The sequence below is a fragment of the Janthinobacterium sp. GW823-FHT01H08 genome (assembly GCF_058797855.1).
In genome coordinates, this window is record NZ_CM179504.1 from 5,729,156 (window position 1) to 5,749,338 (window position 20,183).

The 20,183-nt window shown below is 58.7% G+C and carries 13 protein-coding genes, 1 tRNA gene and 3 pseudogenes; 15 read left to right on the forward strand and 2 right to left on the reverse strand.

What is annotated here, in order from left to right; translation table 11 throughout:
* Positions 1 to 109: 109 nt before the first annotated feature.
* The 8 genes and pseudogenes from AC3RCG_RS25695 to AC3RCG_RS25730 all read left to right on the forward strand — a co-directional run.
* A complete protein-coding gene (locus tag AC3RCG_RS25695) occupies positions 110 to 3,433 on the forward strand; it encodes a PAS domain-containing hybrid sensor histidine kinase/response regulator (protein ID WP_070224301.1) in 3,324 nt (1,107 codons plus the stop codon).
* Positions 3,434 to 3,506: 73 nt separating this feature from the next.
* Positions 3,507 to 3,965: a response regulator gene (locus AC3RCG_RS25700; RefSeq protein ID WP_070224201.1), complete on the forward strand. Its 459-nt coding sequence runs from the start codon at positions 3,507 to 3,509 to the stop codon at positions 3,963 to 3,965.
* A 314-nt stretch (positions 3,966 to 4,279) separates the two neighbouring features.
* Positions 4,280 to 4,606, forward strand: a complete 327-nt coding sequence (gene trxA, locus AC3RCG_RS25705) for a thioredoxin TrxA (protein WP_070224200.1) — start codon at positions 4,280 to 4,282, stop codon at positions 4,604 to 4,606.
* 155 nt (positions 4,607 to 4,761) lie between these two features.
* Positions 4,762 to 6,024, forward strand: a complete 1,263-nt coding sequence (gene rho, locus AC3RCG_RS25710) for a transcription termination factor Rho (RefSeq protein WP_034746249.1) — start codon at positions 4,762 to 4,764, stop codon at positions 6,022 to 6,024.
* A gap of 306 nt (positions 6,025 to 6,330) precedes the next feature.
* Positions 6,331 to 6,600 (forward strand): type B 50S ribosomal protein L31, encoded by a 270-nt coding sequence (locus AC3RCG_RS25715; protein ID WP_034746247.1) that lies wholly within the window; start codon positions 6,331 to 6,333, stop codon positions 6,598 to 6,600.
* Positions 6,601 to 6,752: 152 nt separating this feature from the next.
* The gene (locus AC3RCG_RS25720; RefSeq protein WP_492402252.1) at positions 6,753 to 8,477 is read left to right on the forward strand and encodes an ArnT family glycosyltransferase; all 1,725 of its coding nucleotides are present in this window, start codon (positions 6,753 to 6,755) and stop codon (positions 8,475 to 8,477) included.
* A gap of 198 nt (positions 8,478 to 8,675) precedes the next feature.
* Positions 8,676 to 9,491 (forward strand): annotated as a pseudogene (locus AC3RCG_RS25725) (choice-of-anchor A family protein); the annotation flags it as partial.
* 45 nt (positions 9,492 to 9,536) lie between these two features.
* Positions 9,537 to 9,656, forward strand: a pseudogene (locus AC3RCG_RS25730) (PEP-CTERM sorting domain-containing protein); the annotation flags it as partial.
* Between the two features lie 74 nt (positions 9,657 to 9,730).
* Here the strand turns inward: AC3RCG_RS25730 and AC3RCG_RS25735 are convergent.
* Positions 9,731 to 11,410, reverse strand: coding sequence for an AMP-binding protein (locus AC3RCG_RS25735; RefSeq protein WP_492402251.1), 1,680 nt, complete (start codon positions 11,408 to 11,410; stop codon positions 9,731 to 9,733).
* Positions 11,411 to 11,542: 132 nt separating this feature from the next.
* Here AC3RCG_RS25735 and AC3RCG_RS25740 point away from each other — a divergent pair, with 132 nt between their 5' ends.
* Together AC3RCG_RS25740 and AC3RCG_RS25745 are read left to right on the forward strand one after the other, a co-directional pair.
* Positions 11,543 to 13,906, forward strand: coding sequence for a DNA polymerase II (locus tag AC3RCG_RS25740; RefSeq protein WP_492402250.1), 2,364 nt, complete (start codon positions 11,543 to 11,545; stop codon positions 13,904 to 13,906).
* A 273-nt stretch (positions 13,907 to 14,179) separates the two neighbouring features.
* Positions 14,180 to 15,496: an enoyl ACP reductase FabMG family protein gene (locus AC3RCG_RS25745; protein ID WP_070224195.1), complete on the forward strand. Its 1,317-nt coding sequence runs from the start codon at positions 14,180 to 14,182 to the stop codon at positions 15,494 to 15,496.
* Positions 15,497 to 15,563: 67 nt separating this feature from the next.
* On the opposite strand, the gene AC3RCG_RS25750 is transcribed toward AC3RCG_RS25745, so the two are convergent.
* Positions 15,564 to 16,328: an SDR family oxidoreductase gene (locus AC3RCG_RS25750; RefSeq protein WP_492402249.1), complete on the reverse strand. Its 765-nt coding sequence runs from the start codon at positions 16,326 to 16,328 to the stop codon at positions 15,564 to 15,566.
* Positions 16,329 to 16,502: 174 nt separating this feature from the next.
* Between AC3RCG_RS25750 and AC3RCG_RS25755 the strand changes: the two genes are divergently transcribed.
* The 5 genes and pseudogenes from AC3RCG_RS25755 to AC3RCG_RS25775 all read left to right on the forward strand — a co-directional run bounded on the left by AC3RCG_RS25755 (position 16,503) and on the right by AC3RCG_RS25775 (position 20,038).
* Positions 16,503 to 16,589 (forward strand) — tRNA-Leu (locus AC3RCG_RS25755).
* A gap of 434 nt (positions 16,590 to 17,023) precedes the next feature.
* Positions 17,024 to 17,245: pseudogene (locus tag AC3RCG_RS25760) on the forward strand (IS3 family transposase); the annotation flags it as partial.
* A gap of 295 nt (positions 17,246 to 17,540) precedes the next feature.
* Positions 17,541 to 18,401 carry a phosphoribosyltransferase-like protein gene (locus AC3RCG_RS25765; RefSeq protein WP_492402248.1) on the forward strand — a complete coding sequence of 287 codons (861 nt, stop codon included), beginning with the start codon at positions 17,541 to 17,543 and terminating at the stop codon, positions 18,399 to 18,401.
* A 3-nt stretch (positions 18,402 to 18,404) separates the two neighbouring features.
* Positions 18,405 to 18,779, forward strand: a complete 375-nt coding sequence (locus tag AC3RCG_RS25770) for a hypothetical protein (protein WP_492402247.1) — start codon at positions 18,405 to 18,407, stop codon at positions 18,777 to 18,779.
* 245 nt (positions 18,780 to 19,024) lie between these two features.
* Positions 19,025 to 20,038, forward strand: coding sequence for a reverse transcriptase family protein (locus tag AC3RCG_RS25775; RefSeq protein ID WP_492402246.1), 1,014 nt, complete (start codon positions 19,025 to 19,027; stop codon positions 20,036 to 20,038).
* Positions 20,039 to 20,183 lie beyond the last annotated feature (145 nt).

The window sequence follows — 20,183 nt, forward strand, 5'->3', positions numbered from 1 at the left end:
GCCCCAGAAAGGGATGCATTTGTCGTATTGCAGCCACACGAGTTTCAGCGCATCACGCCGACGGCGCCCTGCGCTGCGTCGTCTCGCTCATACGATGCTGGCGGCAGGCATGACGCTTTCCTTGCCGGTGCAGGCGGCGGTACACGGCATGGCGCCAACACTGCTATGGCCTTACGCTGCCGCCAGCGCCACCGCCCTGGCGGGAGTGGCTTGCTGGCAAGCCTGGCGGCTGCGGCAACAGTTGCGCCGCCTGCTGCTGCCCGCGCATGCCCTGGCCGAACAGGACGCCGGGCAAGCCTTGCGCGGCGCGGCCATGGCTGGCTGGACCTGGCGGCGACAGGCCGACCGGCTGCAGTTCGCGCCCCAGTACCAGGACGTGCTGGGCGACAAAAGCGCCAGGCTCGACCATGCACTGGACGAGTGGCTGGCCGAAGTGCACCGCGACGACCGCGCGCGCCTGAGCCTGGCCTTTCGCCAGCATCTGGATGGCCAGGCGCCCGGCACCTTCAATTGCGAATTCCGCTTGCGCCACAGCGACGGCCACTGGCGCTGGCTGCTGGCGCGCGGCGCCGTGCTGACACGCGCCTCGGATGGCGCCGCCACGCAGGCCAGCGGCATCGTCTGCGATATCAGCGAACGCAAACAGGATGAGCAATCGCGCATGCGCTCGATGCTGGAAGCGGCACCCGAAGCCATGCTGGTGGCCGACGTCGAAGGCAAGGTGCACTACGCCAACCAGATCGGCGCGCGCTGCTTCGGCTATCCGCTGGCCGAATTGACGGGCATGTCGTTGGAGCAATTGGTACCGGAAAGCACGGCCAGCCACTCCGTGGGCGACCCGCAAGCGCGGCACAGCCTGCCGGGCCGGGTGATGATGGCGCGCCGCCGCGACGGCACGCACTTCCCGGCCAAGGTCAGCCTGTCGCCGCTGCGCATGGCCGGGCAAGTATTTTCCATCGTCTCGCTGCGCGACATGACGCAGCGGCAACGCGCCGAGGAAGCGCTGCACGCCAGTTCCGAACGCTACCGCCTGATCGTGCAGACGGCCGCCGAAGGCATCTGGATGACGGATGCGGATGGCAAGACCACCTTCGTCAACCCGAAGATGGCGCACATGCTCGGCTACACGGTGCAGGAAATGCTGGGCCGTCCCCTGCTCGACTTCATGGACCGCGACAGCCAGCTGCTGATGCAGCGCCGCCTGGCCAGCCACGGCAGCGCCGCCAGCCAGCCGGACCAGGTCGATTTCCGCTTCTTCCGCAAAGATCAGTCGAGCCTGTGGGGCTTGCTGTCGAGCACCAGCATCCAGTCGGACAACGGCGAGCCGGGCGGCACCCTGGCGATGATCACCGACATCACGGAGCGGCGCCAGGCGTCGATCGCCCTGTCGAACTCGAGCCAGCGCATGGCGTCCGTGTTCGGCGCCGTGACGAACGGGCTGGTGGTGCAGGACAGCCACGGCCACATACTGGAAAGCAATGCCGCTGCCGAGCGCATGCTGGCGGCCAGTCCAGCCGGCAACAGCCTGTGGCAAGCGATCCACGAAGACGGTTCTCCCTTCGACCAGCGCAGCCATCCCGTGCACATCACCCTGTCGACGGGTGTCGCCATGCGCGACGTGCTGATGGGCGTGCAACAGCCCGACGGCAGCCTGTCGTGGCTGTCCGTAAATACCGAGGCCATCCGCGATGAATACGGCAAGGTGGGCATGGTGGTGGCCAGCCTGACGGACATCACGTATCACAAGCGCAGCGAGAGCGCCTTGCGCGAACTCAATGAACATCTGGAAGAGCGCGTGGCGCAGCGCACGGAGCAGCTGGACCAGGCCAAGCAGGTGGCCGAAGAAGCGAGCCTGGCGAAGGGGCAATTCCTGGCCAACATGAGCCATGAAATCCGCACGCCGATGAATGGCGTGATCGGTATGGCCTATCTGGCCCTGAAAACGGACCTGGAACCGCGCCAGCGCGATTACCTGGAAAAAATCCGTTTTGCCGGCGAACATCTGCTGGGCATCATCGACGACATTCTCGACATTTCGAAAATCGAGGCGGGCAAGCTGGAAATCGAGCGCGTCAACTTCAGTTTCGACCACGTCGTGCAAACGCTGATGACGGTAGTGGCGCCGCGCGCCGCCGGCAAGAACCTGGAGTTGCTGTTTGAAATCGACCCGCAATTACCGGCCGTGCTCGTGGGCGACCCGCTGCGCCTGGGACAAGTGCTGATCAACTACGCCAATAACGCCATCAAGTTCAGCGAACAGGGCAGCATCACCGTGAAAGTGCGCAAGGTGGTGGCGGACGCCAGGCACTGCCTGGTGCGCTTTGAAGTATGCGACCACGGCATCGGCCTGTCGCAGGATGAAATGAGCAAGCTGTTCCAGTCCTTCCAGCAGGCCGACACGTCCACCACGCGCGAATATGGCGGCACGGGCCTGGGCCTGGCCATCTGCAAGCAGCTGGCGCAGCTGATGGGCGGCGACGTGGGCGTCGACAGCCGTCCCGGCGCCGGCAGCACCTTCTGGTTCACGGCCAACCTGGGCATTTCCGACCAGGCGGCACCCGCCATGCTCGACAGCATGGTGCAGACGGCGGCGGCCATGCGCGCCAGCGCCGACGCGGCCCTGGTGATGCGCACGCTCAAGCATGCGCGCATCCTGCTGGTGGAAGACAACACGTTTAACCAGCAGGTGGCGCTGGAATTGCTGGAAGAAGCGGGCGCCTCCGTCTGCCTGGCCAACAATGGCGAGGAAGCGCTCGACCTGCTGCGCCAGACCCAGTTCGACTGCGTGCTGATGGACGTGCAGATGCCGCTGATGGATGGCTTGCAGGCGACGCGCCACATCCGCGCCGACCCGCAGCTGGCGCACCTGCGCGTGCTGGCCATGACGGCCACGGCCACCAGCGAAGACCGCGTGCGCTGCCTGGACGCGGGCATGGACGATTTCATTTCCAAGCCCATCCAGCCGGCCATGATGTACCAGACCATCGCCAGCTGGCTGCCGGCGCGCGACACGCCCCCGCCGCCCGCACGCAGCCGCGCCGCGCCCGCCTTCAAGACCACGCTGGCGGGCGACCCGCAGGTGATCGACCTGTCGATCCTGGCCAAGCTGCTCGGTTATAACCCGGAAAAGGTGCGCAAATTCGCCTTCAAGTTCCTGCAGACGACGCAGGATGGCTTTGGCGACATCGATGCGGCCCTGGCGCGCGGCGACGTGCACCAGGTGCGCGAACTGGGACACCGCATCAAGTCGTCGGCGCGCACCGTGGGGGCCCTGGGACTGGCCGAGCTGTGCCACAACCTGGAAACCCTGGCGCCGGGCGAAGCGGCCGACGAGGCGGAGCGGGCCCGGCACATCGTCGCGCGCCTGTGGCCCCTGCTGGAACAGATTACCGAACAAATCATGAATAACACCAGCTTTGCCAATGACGATTAGCTACCGCCAAATTCCGTTAAGGCAAGGTATCGGCATCGACAGCGATGCAGCATATCAATAGGAAGACAGGACGATGACTACTGTATCAAACCAAGCAAGCCGTGAACACAGCGAAGCAGGCCTGGCGCCATTGCGCGTATTGCTGCTGGACGACGACGTGTTCATGCTCGACGTGCTCAGCGACATGCTCGAGCAGATGGGCCCGTTCGACATCCGCTGCGAATCGCACAGCGAACAGGCGCTGGCCACCCTGAAGCAGCACCAGCCCGACCTGCTGATCTGCGACCTGTCCATGCCCGACATCGACGGCATCGAATTTTTGCGCATGGCGGCTGAAAACGGCTTTCGCGGCGGCGTAGTACTGCTGTCGGGACTGCATTCGGCCGTGCGCCTGGCGGCCGAACGCCTGGCCATGGCCAACGGCCTGCATATATTAGGCACCTTCCGCAAGCCGATGGAAAGCGCGGAATTGCAGCTCATGGTGAACTTGCAACTGCAGCACACGGCGCGTCAGGCCGGCGCGCAAGCCTGAGCGCGGAGCCAGGCCGGGAGGCGGGACACGGCGCCGCAAGCCAGCAGGCATGCGGCTTTGCCGCCCTGGCGGCACGCGCTGGAGCGATATGCTGGCGATATGCCTCAAGTTTTTCTGCAATAATCGCCACGCTTTGAAAAAATGGGTTATTATTTCAGCCATCCCCGCCTGCATACCTCTGGTCGCACCTTCCAAGAACATTGAATTTGTGCCCATTGCCCCCATCTTCTCACTGCATTCCAGGAAGCATGGATGGCGAACCAGCGTATGGTGAATTCCAGGCATTATTGATCCCACCCTCATTTGAGGAAAATATGAGCGAAAATATCAAACACATTAGCGATGCATCTTTTGAAGCAGACGTCCTGAAATCCGAGTTGCCAGTACTGGTCGACTTCTGGGCAGAATGGTGCGGTCCCTGCAAGGCCATCGCCCCGATCCTGGAAGAAGTGGCCAAGGAATACGCCGGCCGCATCGTGATCGCCAAGATGGACGTGGACGCCAACCAGGCGGTACCTGCCAAGTTCGGCATCCGCGGCATCCCGACCCTGATCCTGTTCAAGGATGGTGCTGCAGCTGCTCAAAAAGTGGGCGCCATGGCCAAGGGCCAGTTGACCGCTTTCGTCGACAGCAACATTTAATGTATGATGGGCAGCGCTGCGCCCGCAGCGCCGCCTGACTGGATAGACCGGGAAGCGGCTTTGCCTCATTCGTGCACAGCCTTCCCCAATAATTAATCAACGCCACGCAGTCCCCTCCCCTACCTTTACATCCCGTCTCGGGACACTCAACACATATGCATTTATCCGAACTAAAGGCCCTACACGTATCCGCCCTGCTTGAGATGGCGATCGGTCTTGACATTGACAACGCAGCCCGCTTGCGCAAACAGGAGCTGATGTTCGCTATCCTGAAAAAACGCGCCAAGTCCGGCGAACAGATTTTTGGCGACGGCGCCCTGGAAGTGCTGCCTGACGGCTTCGGCTTCCTACGCTCGCCTGACGCCAGCTACATGGCGTCCACCGACGATATTTACATCTCCCCTTCGCAAATCCGCCGCTTCAATCTGCACACCGGCGATTCGATCGAAGGCGAGGTACGGACCCCGAAAGATGGCGAACGCTATTTCGCACTGGTCAAAGTCGACAAGGTCAACGGCGAATCGCCGGAGATGTCGAAACACCGCATCCTGTTTGAAAACCTGACGCCGCTGCACCCGAACGAGCCGCTGCGCCTGGAACGTGAAATGAATGGCCAGGAAAACATCACCGGCCGCATCATCGACCTGATCGCCCCGATCGGCAAAGGCCAGCGCGGCTTGCTGGTGGCGTCGCCGAAATCCGGCAAGTCCGTAATCCTGCAGCACATCGCCCATGCGATCACGGCCAACCACCCGGATATCACCCTGATCGTGCTGCTGATCGACGAACGTCCGGAAGAAGTGACCGAAATGCAACGCTCGGTACGCGGCGAAGTCGTCGCCTCGACCTTCGACGAGCCGGCCACGCGCCACGTGCAAGTGGCCGAGATGGTGCTGGAAAAAGCCAAGCGCCTGGTCGAAATGAAAAAAGACGTGGTCATCCTGCTCGACTCGATCACCCGCCTGGCACGCGCCTACAATACCGTCATCCCTGCCTCGGGCAAGGTCCTGACCGGCGGTGTCGACGCGAACGCGCTGCAACGTCCAAAACGCTTCTTCGGCGCCGCGCGCAATATCGAAGAAGGCGGCTCGCTGACCATCATCGCCACGGCGCTGATCGAAACGGGTTCGCGCATGGATGACGTGATCTTTGAGGAATTCAAGGGTACCGGCAACATGGAAGTGCATCTGGAACGCCGTTTGGCCGAAAAACGCGTCTACCCGGCAATCAACCTGAACAAATCGGGTACCCGCCGCGAAGAACTGCTGATCAAGCCGAACGAGCTGCAAAAAATCTGGATCCTGCGTAAGTTGCTGTACTCGATGGACGAGATCGAGGCGATGGAGTTCATTCTCGACAAGATGAAGGCGACCAAAAACAACGCCGAATTCTTCGACATGATGCGCCGGGGCGGCTAAATTCCCCTGCCGTGTATCGTAGGTCGGATTAGGCCCGCAGGGCTGCAATCCGACAACATTGTTGGCGAAGACGGTGGTGGTGTCGGATTACGCGCTAGCGCGCTAATCCGACCTACGTTGCGCCCGGCGTAAGCACACGCGATCATGCAAAGCCGCTCATTGAGCGGCTTTTTTATTGCCTGCGCCCCGAAAGCGCTATATAATCGACGGTTGCATTATTTTAAACCTGGCAAGTGATCGGCAATCGGGTCAAGAAGCAGGACGACCGACGAAGTGCTGTTTGGCTACCAAACTAGAGAGAAGACCATGAAAGTCGATACCCATCCAGAATACCGCGAAGTTGTTTTCCACGATCTGTCGTGCGATTTCAAATTCGTTACCCGCTCGACCATCCAAACCCGCGAAAAAATCACCCACGACGGTAAAGAATACCCGCTGGTGAAGATCGAGGTTTCGGCTGAATCGCACCCATTCTTCACGGGCAAGCACAAAATCGTCGATACCGCAGGTCGCGTCGAGAAGTTCCGTCAGAAGTTCGGTTCGGTTGGTTCGAAAACCGCAGTCGCAGCAGGCTGATTTTTGCCGCTTTGCGGCAAAACAGGGCAGCTCCGGCTGCCAGAGAAAAGGCAGCCACGGCTGCCTTTTTTGTCTTTGGCCGCTTTACTTTATACTCGCGCATACCCGACGCCATTCGTCGCGTCTTGCCACTATTCTGATACCGATTATCGATGAAGCCAGTCCGCCTTCCCGCCGCTGCCACACTCGCGCTGCCACGATGGGCCTTGTTTGCGCTCGGCCTGCTGTACATCCTGCCTGGCCTGATCGGCCGCGAACCGTGGAAGAACGATGATGCCGCCAGTTTCGGCATCATGTGGACCATGGCGCATGGCGGCCTGAACGACTGGCTGTGGCCCAACATCGCCGGCCTGTCGCTGCTTGATGAAGGGCCGCTGGCCTTCTGGCTGGGCGCCATCTTCATCAAGCTGTTCGGCTGGATCGACGGCGACGTCTTTGGCGCACGCATGTCGACCATCGGCATCTTCGTCGTCAGCACCCTGTCCGTCTGGTACACCGCCTTCAACCTGGGCCGGCGCAACGACGCCCAGCCGCTGCGCCTGGCCTTCGGCGGCCAGCCGGAGCCGGACGACTTCGGCCGTACCCTGGCCGATGCCGCCGTGCTCATCTACCTGGGCTGCCTGGGCCTCTTGCAGCACAGCCACGACATCACGGCCGAAGCGCTGTACGTGTCCCTGATGGCCTATTTGCTGTACCGCGCCGTGCGCTACGTGGAAGGCCCGTCCGTGCGCAATGCGGCCCTGCTGGGCCTGGCGCTGGGCGGCCTGACCCTCGCGCGCGGCTGGATCACGCCGGCGGCGCTGAGCATCGCCTTGCTGCTGTGCATCGTCTTCCTGCGCCTGCCGCTGCTGCGCAGCGTGCGCCACTTGGCGCTGGCCATCCTGATCGGCATCGCGCTGACCCTGGTCTGGCTGTTGCCGGGCGAACTGCTGCAGCCATACGGCCATTCGCCGCTGCAAGCGTGGATGGAATGGAATTGCCGCCAGTTCAGCGCCCCCAGCCTGAAGAGCCTGCAATACTTCTGGCGTGTGGGCATCTGGTTCTTCTGGCCCGCCTGGCCGTTCGCCGCCTGGGCCGTGTATGCCTGGCGCCGCCAGCACCACGTGCTGCACATCGTCGTGCCGCTGACCTTTGTCGCCATGCTGGCCATCCTGGGCCTGTGCCATCCCGATCCCGACCCGAGCCAGCTGCTGCCGCTGCTGCCGCCGCTGGCCGTGATGGCCGCGTTCGGCTTGCTGACCATGAAACGGGGCGCCATCAACGCCATCGACTGGTTCTCCGTGATGGTGCTGACCATCTGCGCCCTCGCACTGTGGCTGTTCTGGTTCGCCATCCTGACGGGCTGGCCTCCAAAACTGTCGCATAACGCCCTGAAACTCATGCCAGGTTTCAAGCCCGAACTGGACTTGCTGGCCTTCTTCGTCGCCGCCTGCGCCAGCGCGGGCTGGGTGGCGCTGGTGCACTGGCGCATCTCGCGCCAGCCAGCCGTGCTGTGGCGCGCCGTGGTGCTGTCGTCCGGCGGCCTGATCCTGATCTGGGTGCTGATCATGACCCTGTTCCTGCCGCCGCTGAACTACAGCAAGAGCTACGCCAACGTCGCGCACCAAATTTCCGTCCACCTGCCGCCGGGCACTACTTGCATCAACAGCAATGTCGGCGCCGCCCAGCGCGCCTCGTTCGCCTACTACGGCCACCTGCCGTTTGCCAATGTGGGCCAACAGCATTGCGACGTGTTCTTGTTGCAAGACAGCATTAAAGTTCCGGATAACAAGGAAAAGCTGCCGGAACACCACGGTGCGGATTGGATCAAGCTGTGGGAAGGACGCCGCCCCACGGATGACGTGGAACGCTTCCGCCTATACCAGCGCGTCAGATAAACAGCAAAAAACCGGGCCAGCCCCGGTTTTTTTATGTCCGCAAGACAATTGCTGACCATAGGAAAAGTGTTGCCTTAAAATATAGTTAATTACCTAAATTGAACTAACATTGTTTTTTATATTATAATAGCCGGCTGCGCGATGGCGGTGTGTTGCTTTCCCGCCCGAATCGTCCCCTAATTGACTATGAGATTGTCCATGAAATTATTTGCTACCCGTACCTTGCCGCTCATCAGCGCCGCCCTGTTCGCCTTCTCCTTCAGCGCTTCGGCACAAGCCACCGTGGTCGACCTCGGCGTCGCCAATGGCTACTCGGCCTTTATCTTTGGCAACATCGGCAGCAGCGGCGCCAGCGGTTTTACCAGCGTCGGCGGCAGCATTGCCGCTGGCGGCAATATCTACCTGGACAACTACAATGTCGGCACGAATAAAAAGCCAGGCAGCGCCGTCAATTCGGTCGTTGCTGGAGGCAATCTGAACACGGGCTGGGGCACGCTCAGCGGTTCGGCCGTGTACGGCGTCAGCAACCCCAACGCCACCCTGACGGCGCCACAGTGGTTTCCAAAAGACAACATCAGCAAAGGCAATGCCTCCACCCTGGACTTCGCAGGCGCCAAGCAGCAACTGACGACCCTGTCGGGCGACGTGGCCAAGCTGCAATCGAACGGCACCGTGATCTCGCAGTACGGCAACATGACCCTGGTCGGCAATGTCAACGCCGACGTGAATATTTTCAACATCGATGCGTCGAACCTGCATAACCTGACGCTGGACCTGTCCTCGCTGAAAAGTACGGCCAGCATCATCATCAACGGCACGGCCACCGACATCACCATGAGCGGCGGCTTCGACAATTTCGCCAGTTTCGCCAACCGCACGCTGTTCAACTTCGCCAACGCCACCACCACTAACCTGCAGAACGTCGGCATCAACGGCAGCATCCTGGCGCCGCACAGCGCGTTCTCCGGTTCGGGCGACATGAACGGCACCCTGATCGCCAATTCGGTCAGCTCGATCAATCGTGGCCACGTCGCGATGAACGGTTCCGGCTTCAACACGGTCAACGTGTCGGCCGTACCTGAGCCAGGCACCTACGCCATGCTGCTGGCCGGCCTGGGCTTGCTGGCCTTCATGCGCCGCCGCACGCCAGCGCGCGCACCGCAAGCCGCGATGGCCTGAGCTTGACGCCGCATCAATAAAAAACACCGGGCCGCGCGAGCATCCCGGTGTTTTTTTATGGGCGGGCGAAAAACTTATTCCGTGCTCAAGCCCAGATCCGTCGCCACCTGCTTGCGCAATACATATTTCTGGATCTTGCCCGTCACCGTCATGGGGAATTCCTCGACGAAGCGCACATAGCGGGGAATCTTGTAATAGGCGATTTGCCCGTCGCAAAAGGCGCGGATATCCTCGCTGGTGGCCTGCGTGCCCGGGCGCAGGATGATGCAGGCGCACAGTTCTTCACCATACTTGGCGTCCGGCACGCCCACGCATTGCACGTCGAGCACGCTCGGGTGGCGGTACAGGAATTCTTCGACTTCGCGCGGGTAGATGTTTTCGCCGCCGCGTATCACCATGTCCTTCGAACGGCCGACGATGCTGCAAAAGCCGTTTGCGTCGATAACGGCCAGGTCGCCCGTGTGCATCCAGCGCGCCGCGTCAATGGCTTCGCTGGTTTTTTCAGGATCGCCCCAGTAGCCCTGCATCACGGAATAGCCGCGCGTGAGCAATTCGCCCTTTTCGCCGCGCGGCACGATGCGGCCTTCCGCATCGATGATTTTCACTTCCAGGTGCGGGTGAACCCGGCCGATGGACGAGACGCGCATCTCGCGCGGGTCTTCGATCGACGTCTGGAAGCTGACGGGCGACGTTTCCGTCATGCCATACGCAATCGTGATTTCCGCCATGTGCATCAATTCGATAACACGCGTCATGACTTCCATCGGACAAGGCGAACCGGCCATGATGCCGGTGCGCAAATTCGACAGGTCGTATTGCTTGAAATCAGGATGGTCGAGGATGGCGATGAACATGGTCGGCACGCCGTGCAGTCCCGTGCAGCGCTCGGCCTGCACCGTTTCCAGCACGGCTTTCGGGTCGAAGCCTTCACCGGGAAACACCATGGCCGCGCCATGCGTGACGCAGGCCAGGTTGCCCAGCACCATGCCGAAGCAGTGGTACAGGGGCACGGGAATGCACAAGCGGTCCTGCTGCGTCAGGCGCATGGCTTCGCCGATGAAGAAACCGTTGTTCAGGATATTGTGGTGCGTCAAGGTGGCGCCCTTCGGCGCGCCCGTGGTGCCGGACGTGAACTGAATGTTGACGGCGTCGTCAAACTGCAAGGTGGCGCTCATTTCTTCCAGGTGCGCCAGGTCGGCGTCGGCAATGCCGTCCATCACCGCGTCGAAATTGTGCATGCCGGGGGTGGCGGCCGCGCCCAGGCGGATGACGTGGCGCAATTGCGGCAGGCGCGGCGACTGCAGGGCGCCGGCGCGCGAACGGGCGATTTCCGGCACCACGTCTTGCACGATGGCCAGGTAATCGCTGGACTTGAAGCTGGGCGACAGGATCAGCGCGCTGCACTGCACCTTGTCGAGCACGTATTCGAGTTCCGAGCGCCGGTAGGCGGGGTTGATGTTGACCATGATCAAGCCGGCTTTCGCCGTGGCAAACTGGGTCAGCACCCATTCGGCGCAGTTTTGCGACCAGATGCCGACCCGGTCGCCCGGCTGCAAGCCCAGTTTCAACAGGCCGGCGGCCAGGCGGTGCACGCGCTGCTGGAATTCCAGATACGTCCAGCGCACGTTCTGGTGCGCCACGATCAGGGCGTCGTGCTGGCCGTAGCGGGCGGCGATGCCGTCCAGGTAAGCGCCTATCGTTTCGCCGATCAACGGCGTCTCGTGGGCGCCATGTACATAACTCATTGCTTGCATGCTGTCTCCAGGGTAACGGCGCGACGCGCTCTTCTTATGGTCATCGACTACAAAAATTATAGCCGCAACCGCCCCCGCCCTGCACCAGCTTGCTGTAATGTGCAGGCCAGCACACCCGACATTCACGGCACCATGACAGGCAACACGCAGCACCCGCCCGAACAGGGCTTCATCCTGACCCGCCACTGGCGCGACACGCCCGCCGGCACGGAGGTCGATTTCTGGCTGGCAACGGACGCCGGGCCCCGCCACGTGCGCCTGCCCGTGCAGACGGCCGTCGCCTTTATCCCCATGGAGCAGCAGGAGCAAGCGCAACAGCTGCTGCGCGGCGAGCGCCATGCCGAACTGCGGCCCCTGTCGCTGTGCGATTTTCACCACCGTCCCGTGCTGGGCCTGTACTGCAAGCAATACCGGCATTTGCTGAAGCTGGAAAAGCAGTTGCGCGCGCACGGCATCGACGTGTACGAAGCGGACATCCGCCCGCCCGAGCGCTACCTGATGGAGCGCTTCATTACGGCGCCGGTAACGTTCAGCGCGGAAACAGGGCAGGACGTGCAGCTGAAACCGGCGCCCGGCTACCGGCCAAGCTTGAAACTGGCCTCGCTCGACATCGAGACGACGGCCCATGGCGAGCTGTATTCGCTGGCCCTGGAAGGCTGCGGCCAGCGCCAGGTCTACATGCTGGGGCCGCAAAACGGCGGCGATGAGCTACTCGACTTCGACCTCGAATACTGCGACAGCCGCGCACAGATCCTCGAGCGCCTGAATACGTGGATGGAGCGGCACGATCCGGACGCCATCATCGGCTGGAACCTGGTGCAGTTCGACTTGCGCGTGCTGCGCGAACACGCTGAGCGCTACCAGGTACCGTTGAAACTGGGGCGCGGCGGCGCCGTGATGGAATGGCGCGAGCATGGCGGCAAGCAAGAGCATTACTTTGCCGCCGCTGCGGGACGCCTGATCATCGACGGCATCGAAGCCCTGCGCTCGGCGACGTGGAATTTTTCCTCGTTCAGCCTGGAAAACGTGGCGCAGAGCTTGCTGGGTGAAGGCAAGTCCATCGACAATCCCTATCAGCGCATGGCCGAGATCGACCGGCGTTTCCGCGAAGACAAGCCCGCGCTGGCCCGTTATAACCTCAAGGATTGCGAGCTGGTCACGCGCATCTTCGCCAAGACCGAGTTGCTGACCTTCCTGCTGGAGCGGGCCAGCGTGACGGGCCTGGCGGCCGACCGCAGCGGCGGCTCCGTGGCCGCCTTCGAACATTTGTATTTGCCGCTGATGCACCGGCAGGGTTATGTGGCGCCCAACCTGGGCGATATCTCGGGCGAAAACAGCCCCGGCGGCTTCGTCATGGATTCGCAGTCGGGCCTGTACGATTCCGTGCTGGTGCTCGACTATAAAAGCCTGTACCCGTCCATCATCCGCACTTTCCTGATCGACCCCGTGGGCCTGGTGGTGGGCACGGGCGGCGACGAGGCCGATACCGTGCCCGGCTACCGGGGCGCGCAGTTTTCACGCGTAAAACATTGCCTGCCCGCCATCGTGAAACAGGTGTGGCAAGGGCGCGAGACGGCCAAGCGCGAGCGCAACGCGCCCTTGTCGCAAGCGTTAAAGATCATCATGAACGCGTTTTACGGCGTGCTGGGGTCGAGCGGCTGCCGCTTCTTCGATCCGCGCCTGGCCTCGTCGATCACCTTGCGCGGCCACGACATCATGCACCGCACGCGCGAACTGATCACCGAACAGGGTTATCAGGTGATCTATGGCGACACGGATTCCACGTTTGTGTGGCTCAAAACAGCGCATACGGATGAAGAGGCGGGCAAGATCGGCCGCGCCCTGGTGGCGCATGTGAACGCCTGGTGGGACGCCCATCTGCGCGAAGAATTCGGCCTCGAGAATGCGCTGGAACTGGAATTCGAGACCCATTACCGGCGTTTCCTGATGCCCACCATCCGCGGCTCGGAAGAAGGCAGCAAGAAGCGCTACGCGGGCCTCGTCGGCAAGCCCGACGGCAGCGAACAGATGGTCTACAAGGGCCTGGAAACGGTGCGCAGCGACTGGACGCCGCTGGCGCAGCAATTCCAGCAAGCCTTGTACCTGCGCATCTTCCAGCGCGCCGCCTACCAGGACTATGTGCGCGACTACGTGGCGCGCACCGTGCGCGGCGAGTTCGACGCCTTATTGGTCTACCGCAAGCGCCTGCGCCGCCCGCTCGACGATTACCAGCGCAACGTGCCGCCCCACGTGCGCGCGGCGCGCACGGCCGACGCCTACAACCTGGCGCAGGGCCGACCGCTGCAATACCAGAACGGCGGCTGGATCAGCTATGTCATCACGGTGGCGGGGCCGGAACCGCTGGAAACGCAGCGCTCGCCCATCGACTACCAGCATTACCTGACGCGCCAGCTGCAACCGGTGGCGGACGCGATATTGCCGTTTCTGGGCGACGATTTTTCGCGCCTCGTATCGGGCCAGCAGGATTTGTTTTAGATCAATTTTGCTGACCAGCATGGCCAAGCTGGGGTAATATCGGCGCCTGCCGGGCTTATCTGGCCCTGTCTGCGGGCGTTGTACGCTGCGGCAGCGTAAAATACGCCATGGCGAAAGAATAAGAACTGCACGAAGAAGAAGATGCCATTCCAGACGAGAATCGTTCGCAACAGGATTTTCCACGCTGAAATGGCGCATAATTTCACACTATGTTGAACCAGCGGACAGCGCGTTTAGCCGTCTGCCCCGCTAATTTTTGAATGAATTGATACCATGACCGAGATCACGTCCTTAAGAGACATCCCGCAAAAAAATATCTTCCGCAAGGGCGACACCTTTGTGCTGTTCGGCGAGCTGTTCGGCCGCGGCTATGTGAATGGTTTGCTGGACGAAGCGCGCAAGGCGGGCATGAATATCGTCGGCATGACGGTCGGCCGCCGCGATGAAAACATGGCGCTGCGCCCGCTGAACGCGGAAGAGCTGGCCGAAGCCGAAGCCAACCTGGGCGGCCGCATCATCAATGTGCCGCTGATGGCCGGTTTCGACCTCGACGCGCCCGCCGGCGAACCGACGCCGACGGCCCTGCTGGCCGACATGACCCTGAAAAGCTGGCAAGAAGACAAGCTGGACTGGGCGCAGATCGAACGCTGCCGCGAAGCCGGCATCGCCCGCTTCAGCGCGTCCGTGGCCAAAGCCATGGCCGAGCTGGATAGCCTGATTCCTGACGGCAGCAATGTGTATTTCGCCCACACCATGGCCGGCGGCATTCCAAAGGTCAAGGTCTTCCTGGCGATCGCCAACCGCATCTACAAAGGCCGCGGCGAGCGCTTCATGTCTTCGCGCGCCCTGCTCGACAGCGACCTGGGTAAATTGATCCTGATGAACTTCGACGAAGTCACGGCCAACACCCTGCAGCACCTGATCGACGGCAGCGCCGCCATCCGCGCCCGCATCGAGCAAACGGGCGGCCAGGTGCGCTACAGCGCCTACGGCTACCACGGCACCGAGATCTTGATCGACGGCAAATACCAGTGGCAAACCTACAGCAACTACACGCAAGGCCTGGCCAAGATGCGCCTGGAAAACGTGGCCAAGGCCGCGTGGGAAAAAGGCATCAAGGCGACCGTCTTCAATTGCCCGGAAATCCGCACGAATTCGTCCGACATTTTCGTCGGCGTGGAACTGTCGCTGTTCCCCCTGCTCGACGCGCTGAAAAAAGAAGGCGGCGCAGCCTGGGCCGAAGAACAGTGGAAAATCTGCCAGGGCTTGCTGGAAGACGGCGTGTCGCTGCAAGACTTGCTCGACCGTATCGCCGCCTACAACGGCGACGCCACCAGCGTGCAGTTCCGCAACTTCGCCGCCTGGCCGATGGACAACACGCCAGAGCTGGCCGACGTCATGATCGGCACCTCGGACGACATCACCAAGCTGCACAAGGACCGCAAGGAACTGATCACCGACCACCTGAGCTCGCTGGTGCTGGAAGGCACGGGCCCGCTGATGTTCCACACCATGTCGGAACCGCCAGCGCCCGTCATCTGGCTCAACCACGACATCATCGCGCGCCAGCTGAACTCAGTTCACAACTGAGCTTGATGTAGCGCACACCACCGACGGCCCGGCTCATCCCCGGGCCGTCGGCGTTTCTGCGCGTGCTTTATGCGCGCACGATGGACACGCCGCCATCGGCCAGCAGCGCCGTGCCGGTGGTGAAGCTCGAGGCATCGGACGCCAGGTACAGCGCCGAGCGGGCGATCTCGTCCGGCGTAGCCAGACGTTTTAACGCATGCAAGCCCGCCACGAAGGCCAGCGCTTCGGGCGTATTCGCCACTGCGCGCCCCATGGGCGTATCGGTGCCGCCCGGCAGCAGGGCATTCACGCGGATACCCGCCGTGCCATACTCGGCCGCCAGGGCCTTGGTCAAGCCGATCACGCCCGCCTTGCTGGCCGCATACGCGGCCATGCCGGACATGCCCAGCGTATGGCCGACAAAGGTCGAGGTAAAAATCAGCGAGCCGCCGCCGCGCGCCGCCATGGCGGGCAGCTGATATTTGGCGGCCAGGAAGGCGCTGGTGAGATTGGTGTCGACCGCCGCCCGCCAGTCTTCCAGGGCAACTTCCTGCGTGGGCCCCATGGGTCCCAGGGTGCCCGCATTATTGAAGGCGATATCGAGGCCGCCAAAGCGTTGCAGCGCCAGCGCCACGGCCGCTTGCGCGCATGCCGCGTCGGCCACATCACCGGCACAGGCCACGGCTTGCGCGCCGCCGTCCGCCAGCTGCGCCACCAGCGCATCGAGTTCCTTCCGCCGCCGCGCCACCAGCACCAGCCGCGCCCCCTCGCGCGCGAACAGGCGCGCCGCCGCATGGCCGATGCCCGAGCTGGCGCCCGTGATGATGGCGACCTTATTTTCCAGTTGTAGCATTTGCTTCCCCTTCATGTGGTTGAAAGGGAAAAGATAGGCCGGCAAGCCGGGCGCGGCACTCCGCTTCTTGCGCTGGAATCGGCATCGTCACAGATTCTGCAGGCTTGGGCAAAACACACGCCAAGCATAAAACTTGCCAGATTGTGACAAATCAGTGATAATGCGTCTCGCGTTGCCGGGATGGCGGAATAGGTAGACGCACGGGACTCAAAATCCCGCGCTGGAAACAGCGTGCCGGTTCGATTCCGGCTCCCGGCACCAGAACACAGCAGTAGAAGCTCGAAAAACATCCAGGAACCCGCCTTCGTCATAGGAGAGCGGGTTTTTTGTCGTCCGTGTTTGTCCATCGGCGTACATTAAAAGCCATGAATTTTGTTGGTACTTTTTGCTGGATTTAGTATTTTCTCTAAAAAAATACCATCAGGGAGTGCACCATGCCACTGTCCGATCTGCTTATCCGCCAGGCCGTCTACAAGGGTGCGCCCAGCGGCGACAAATATCCCGACCTGTACGGCATGTACCTGCTAGTCACCCGTTGAAGCTAGCGCGCCAGTGGCTGCTCACCATCGAACGCAACGGCACCGCCAGCACGCAAAAGAAAGTCGGCAATTGGCCCCAAGACGATGTCATCCCATACCTAGACAAGATGCCACTCAACAACATCCGCCCGCATGCAGATGCGTTCCGCGCAATGGCTGGAGCAAAGCATGAGCCGACGTGGAAACTGTCACGACAATGCTGTCGCTGAGAGTTTCTTCCAGCTTTTAAAGCGTGAGCGCATCAAACGCAGGACCTATGCAGCCAAAGACGGTGCCAAGCAGGACATCGTCGACTACATTGAGATATTCTACAGTCCCAAGCGCCGTCACAATTCTAATGACAGGCTTTCGCCAGCAGAGTTTGAGCAAAGGTATTTTGAACGCCTCGCGGGGTATCTAGCAGACTCGTGGCGATTCAGCAGCAAGCAGCATCGACATGCGTTTGCGTTGATCCGCGCGCTGCCGATAGAGAGCAACGCGACAATTTTGCATTGCGTGGATATTAATCCATGATCCAGCGGACCATACCGAGAAGAAAATGCCCTCTTCACCGTATTTGCATTGCATTAAGTCTACATTTGCCTATAATCATTATTGCTGGTCAATTTTTCCGAAGGCAGCGATTATACCCACGAAGCGCCAGAGTGGCCTCTAACTCCAAGGATTTTTGGAAATGCAAAGTGTGCAAAAAACGCAGTTTTCAGCTTTGATGGAACTAATAAAAGCACATAGTTGGATAAGCCCTCGCGCCCATAGCCTTACGCAATTGTATCTCGAGGACTGCTCCTCCGAGGATGAACAAAATCTAGTGGCTGAATTGCTTTCGCGGTTTACATATGTTTCTGCAAAAAGCTATGTTGAAAGGCTCAATGATTTAGTTTTAGAAATAATTACAATGCCCGGCATTACGGCTGAAGACACGATAATCGCAGCAGTCGCAGCTGACTCGTCCCCAGATAGTTCGCAGGCTTTAGTACAAGCAATTAAGGTTAAATTTCAAGAGCATGGCTGGAATAATATTTCAATAATCAATACATATGGCACTGCTTACAAAAAATCGAAAAGCGAAACCTTCAAGAGAAAGAATATAATCTTAGTTGACGAATTTATTGGTTCGGGACGAACCGCAATTGGTCGAGTTACGTCAATAAGATCTCAGTTCAACAGCGTTGGGGAGAGCGTAAACATTTTTGTTAAGGTTATCTTCTCATCGATTGTCGGTATCGAAGCCTTAAAAAAAGAAGGCATTAGCGTCTCCTGTCTTGAAATAATCCCACGGGGCATTTCTGATTTTGAATCACAGGATCAAGTGTCGCTAAAATTAGAATCAATGATTAGCATCGAAAAAAAACTATCATTAACGTATGGAAAATACAAACTAAACGAATACTCCTTGGGCTACGGAAAGACTGAAAGTCTTATTGGCATCGAGAATGGAAATATTCCAAATAATGTTTTTCCAATATTTTGGTGGCCCAAAAATTCTAGAGGGGATTCCAGAAACCCTCTATTCACTCGTTTCTTAGGTGACTGACTCATGGAAAATCACAGTGATTTAAAGAAGATTATTCTTAAGGCTATTCTAGAAAAAAAAGGGAAAATTGGAAGCTACACCCTCTTCCGAAAATTGAAGGTTCCTATGGCCGATTACATGCAGGCAATATTTGAACTGGAGGGCAATCAGTTTATCGGATTCGATGGGGATTGGTTAGAAATTACTGGCCAAGGAAAATCATTTCTCCTGGAGTTAAAACCATCCAATAAAGATGCCAGTATCAATGGAATACCGTCAGGAATTTTGCGCAACATGAAATTAATGCCGGGCGAACCTTACATCCCATCAATCTCAAGACTGGATTTAAGCTTGCGTCAGAAGATTTCCTATGGTAATGTTAAAGATGAGGGGGCATAGCAATAGTAGCTAGTGCTAAGGAGCGGAGTCGCTCCGGTTGTTAAGGTGAATTTATGCCTGCACCGGGAATTTTCATCGCAAATAGGATTTGCTCTGCAAATTCCCGGTGTGTGAAATTGGCTTCGCCAATTATCACGTATTCGACTACGCTTGTATGTCGTTCCGACATACAAACGCATTCGAATATGCAGCTCGCGTACAGTAGGTAGCTTTAAAATTATGCTCTCTCACCTTCTCCTGATAAAATGAATTTTTCTTCTTGGCACCCTTATTTTCAAGATCGAGGAATCCCTCTCGCTCTAACTGAAATTTATGTGGAATACGCTAACCGTCTGCAAAAAAACAACTTTCCTGTCATATACGAGTTTGAACATCTTTCTTTATTACTAGGTGTCAATATTCATCCGCTGGCGGACATGGTGGCATCATCAAGTAGTTTTTACCGAGAATTCTCTATTCCCAAGCGAAGTGGTGCGCGCCGAAAAATATGCGCACCGCATAAATCTCTATTGCATGTTCAGCGATGGATATTGCTAAATATTTTATACCGCGTAGAGATTAACGATGCAGCCCATGGATTCCGCCGGAATCGATCAATAAAAAGTAACGCAGCAGTTCATCTAGGATCAAAAAATCTTTTGAAAATGGATATCAAAAATTTTTTTCCGTCTATTGGTATCTCCTGGATTATTAATGTATTCAAGGATATGGGCTATGCGCCAAATGTGGCGTACTATCTTGCGTCGCTGTGTTGCCATCAGGGATTTTTAGCTCAAGGTGCAGCCACCAGCCCGGCACTATCTAACATAATTTTTAAAAGTCTTGATAAGCGACTTAGCCGGCTCGCAAAAAAATGTTCGTTGCAGTACACAAGATATGCTGATGACCTAACATTTTCCGGAGGAAGCATTCATCATTCGTTTTGCACATTGGTTGAAAAAATCGTCAACGACTACGGACTTGAAATTAATAGTGATAAAACTCGAATTAAAATTGATGGCGGAGCACGGATAATTACGGGAATTTCAATTTCAACAGGAAAGCTATCCATACCAAACAAATTTAAACGGGATTTGAAAAATGAAATCTTCTTCATTAAACGATTTGGGTTGCTATCACATATGTCAAATAAAAAAATAAGCAACCCGAATTATTTAAGTTCACTATTAGGAAAAGTTAATTTTTGGATTGATGTAGAACCAGAAAACGAAAATGCACTGTCCGCAAAGCGCTTAATAATAAATATTATGAACTCCTAAAATGAAACTATTTTTTCCCAAACGCTAGATATCCCACCAAACATGTTCGTGTAGACGATTTCGTCGAGGACATCTTGAAAGTCGTTCTGTCAACGATGTAGGTCCCAGCTAAAGACTAAGCTCTGTCGCATCGGATGAACTTGAA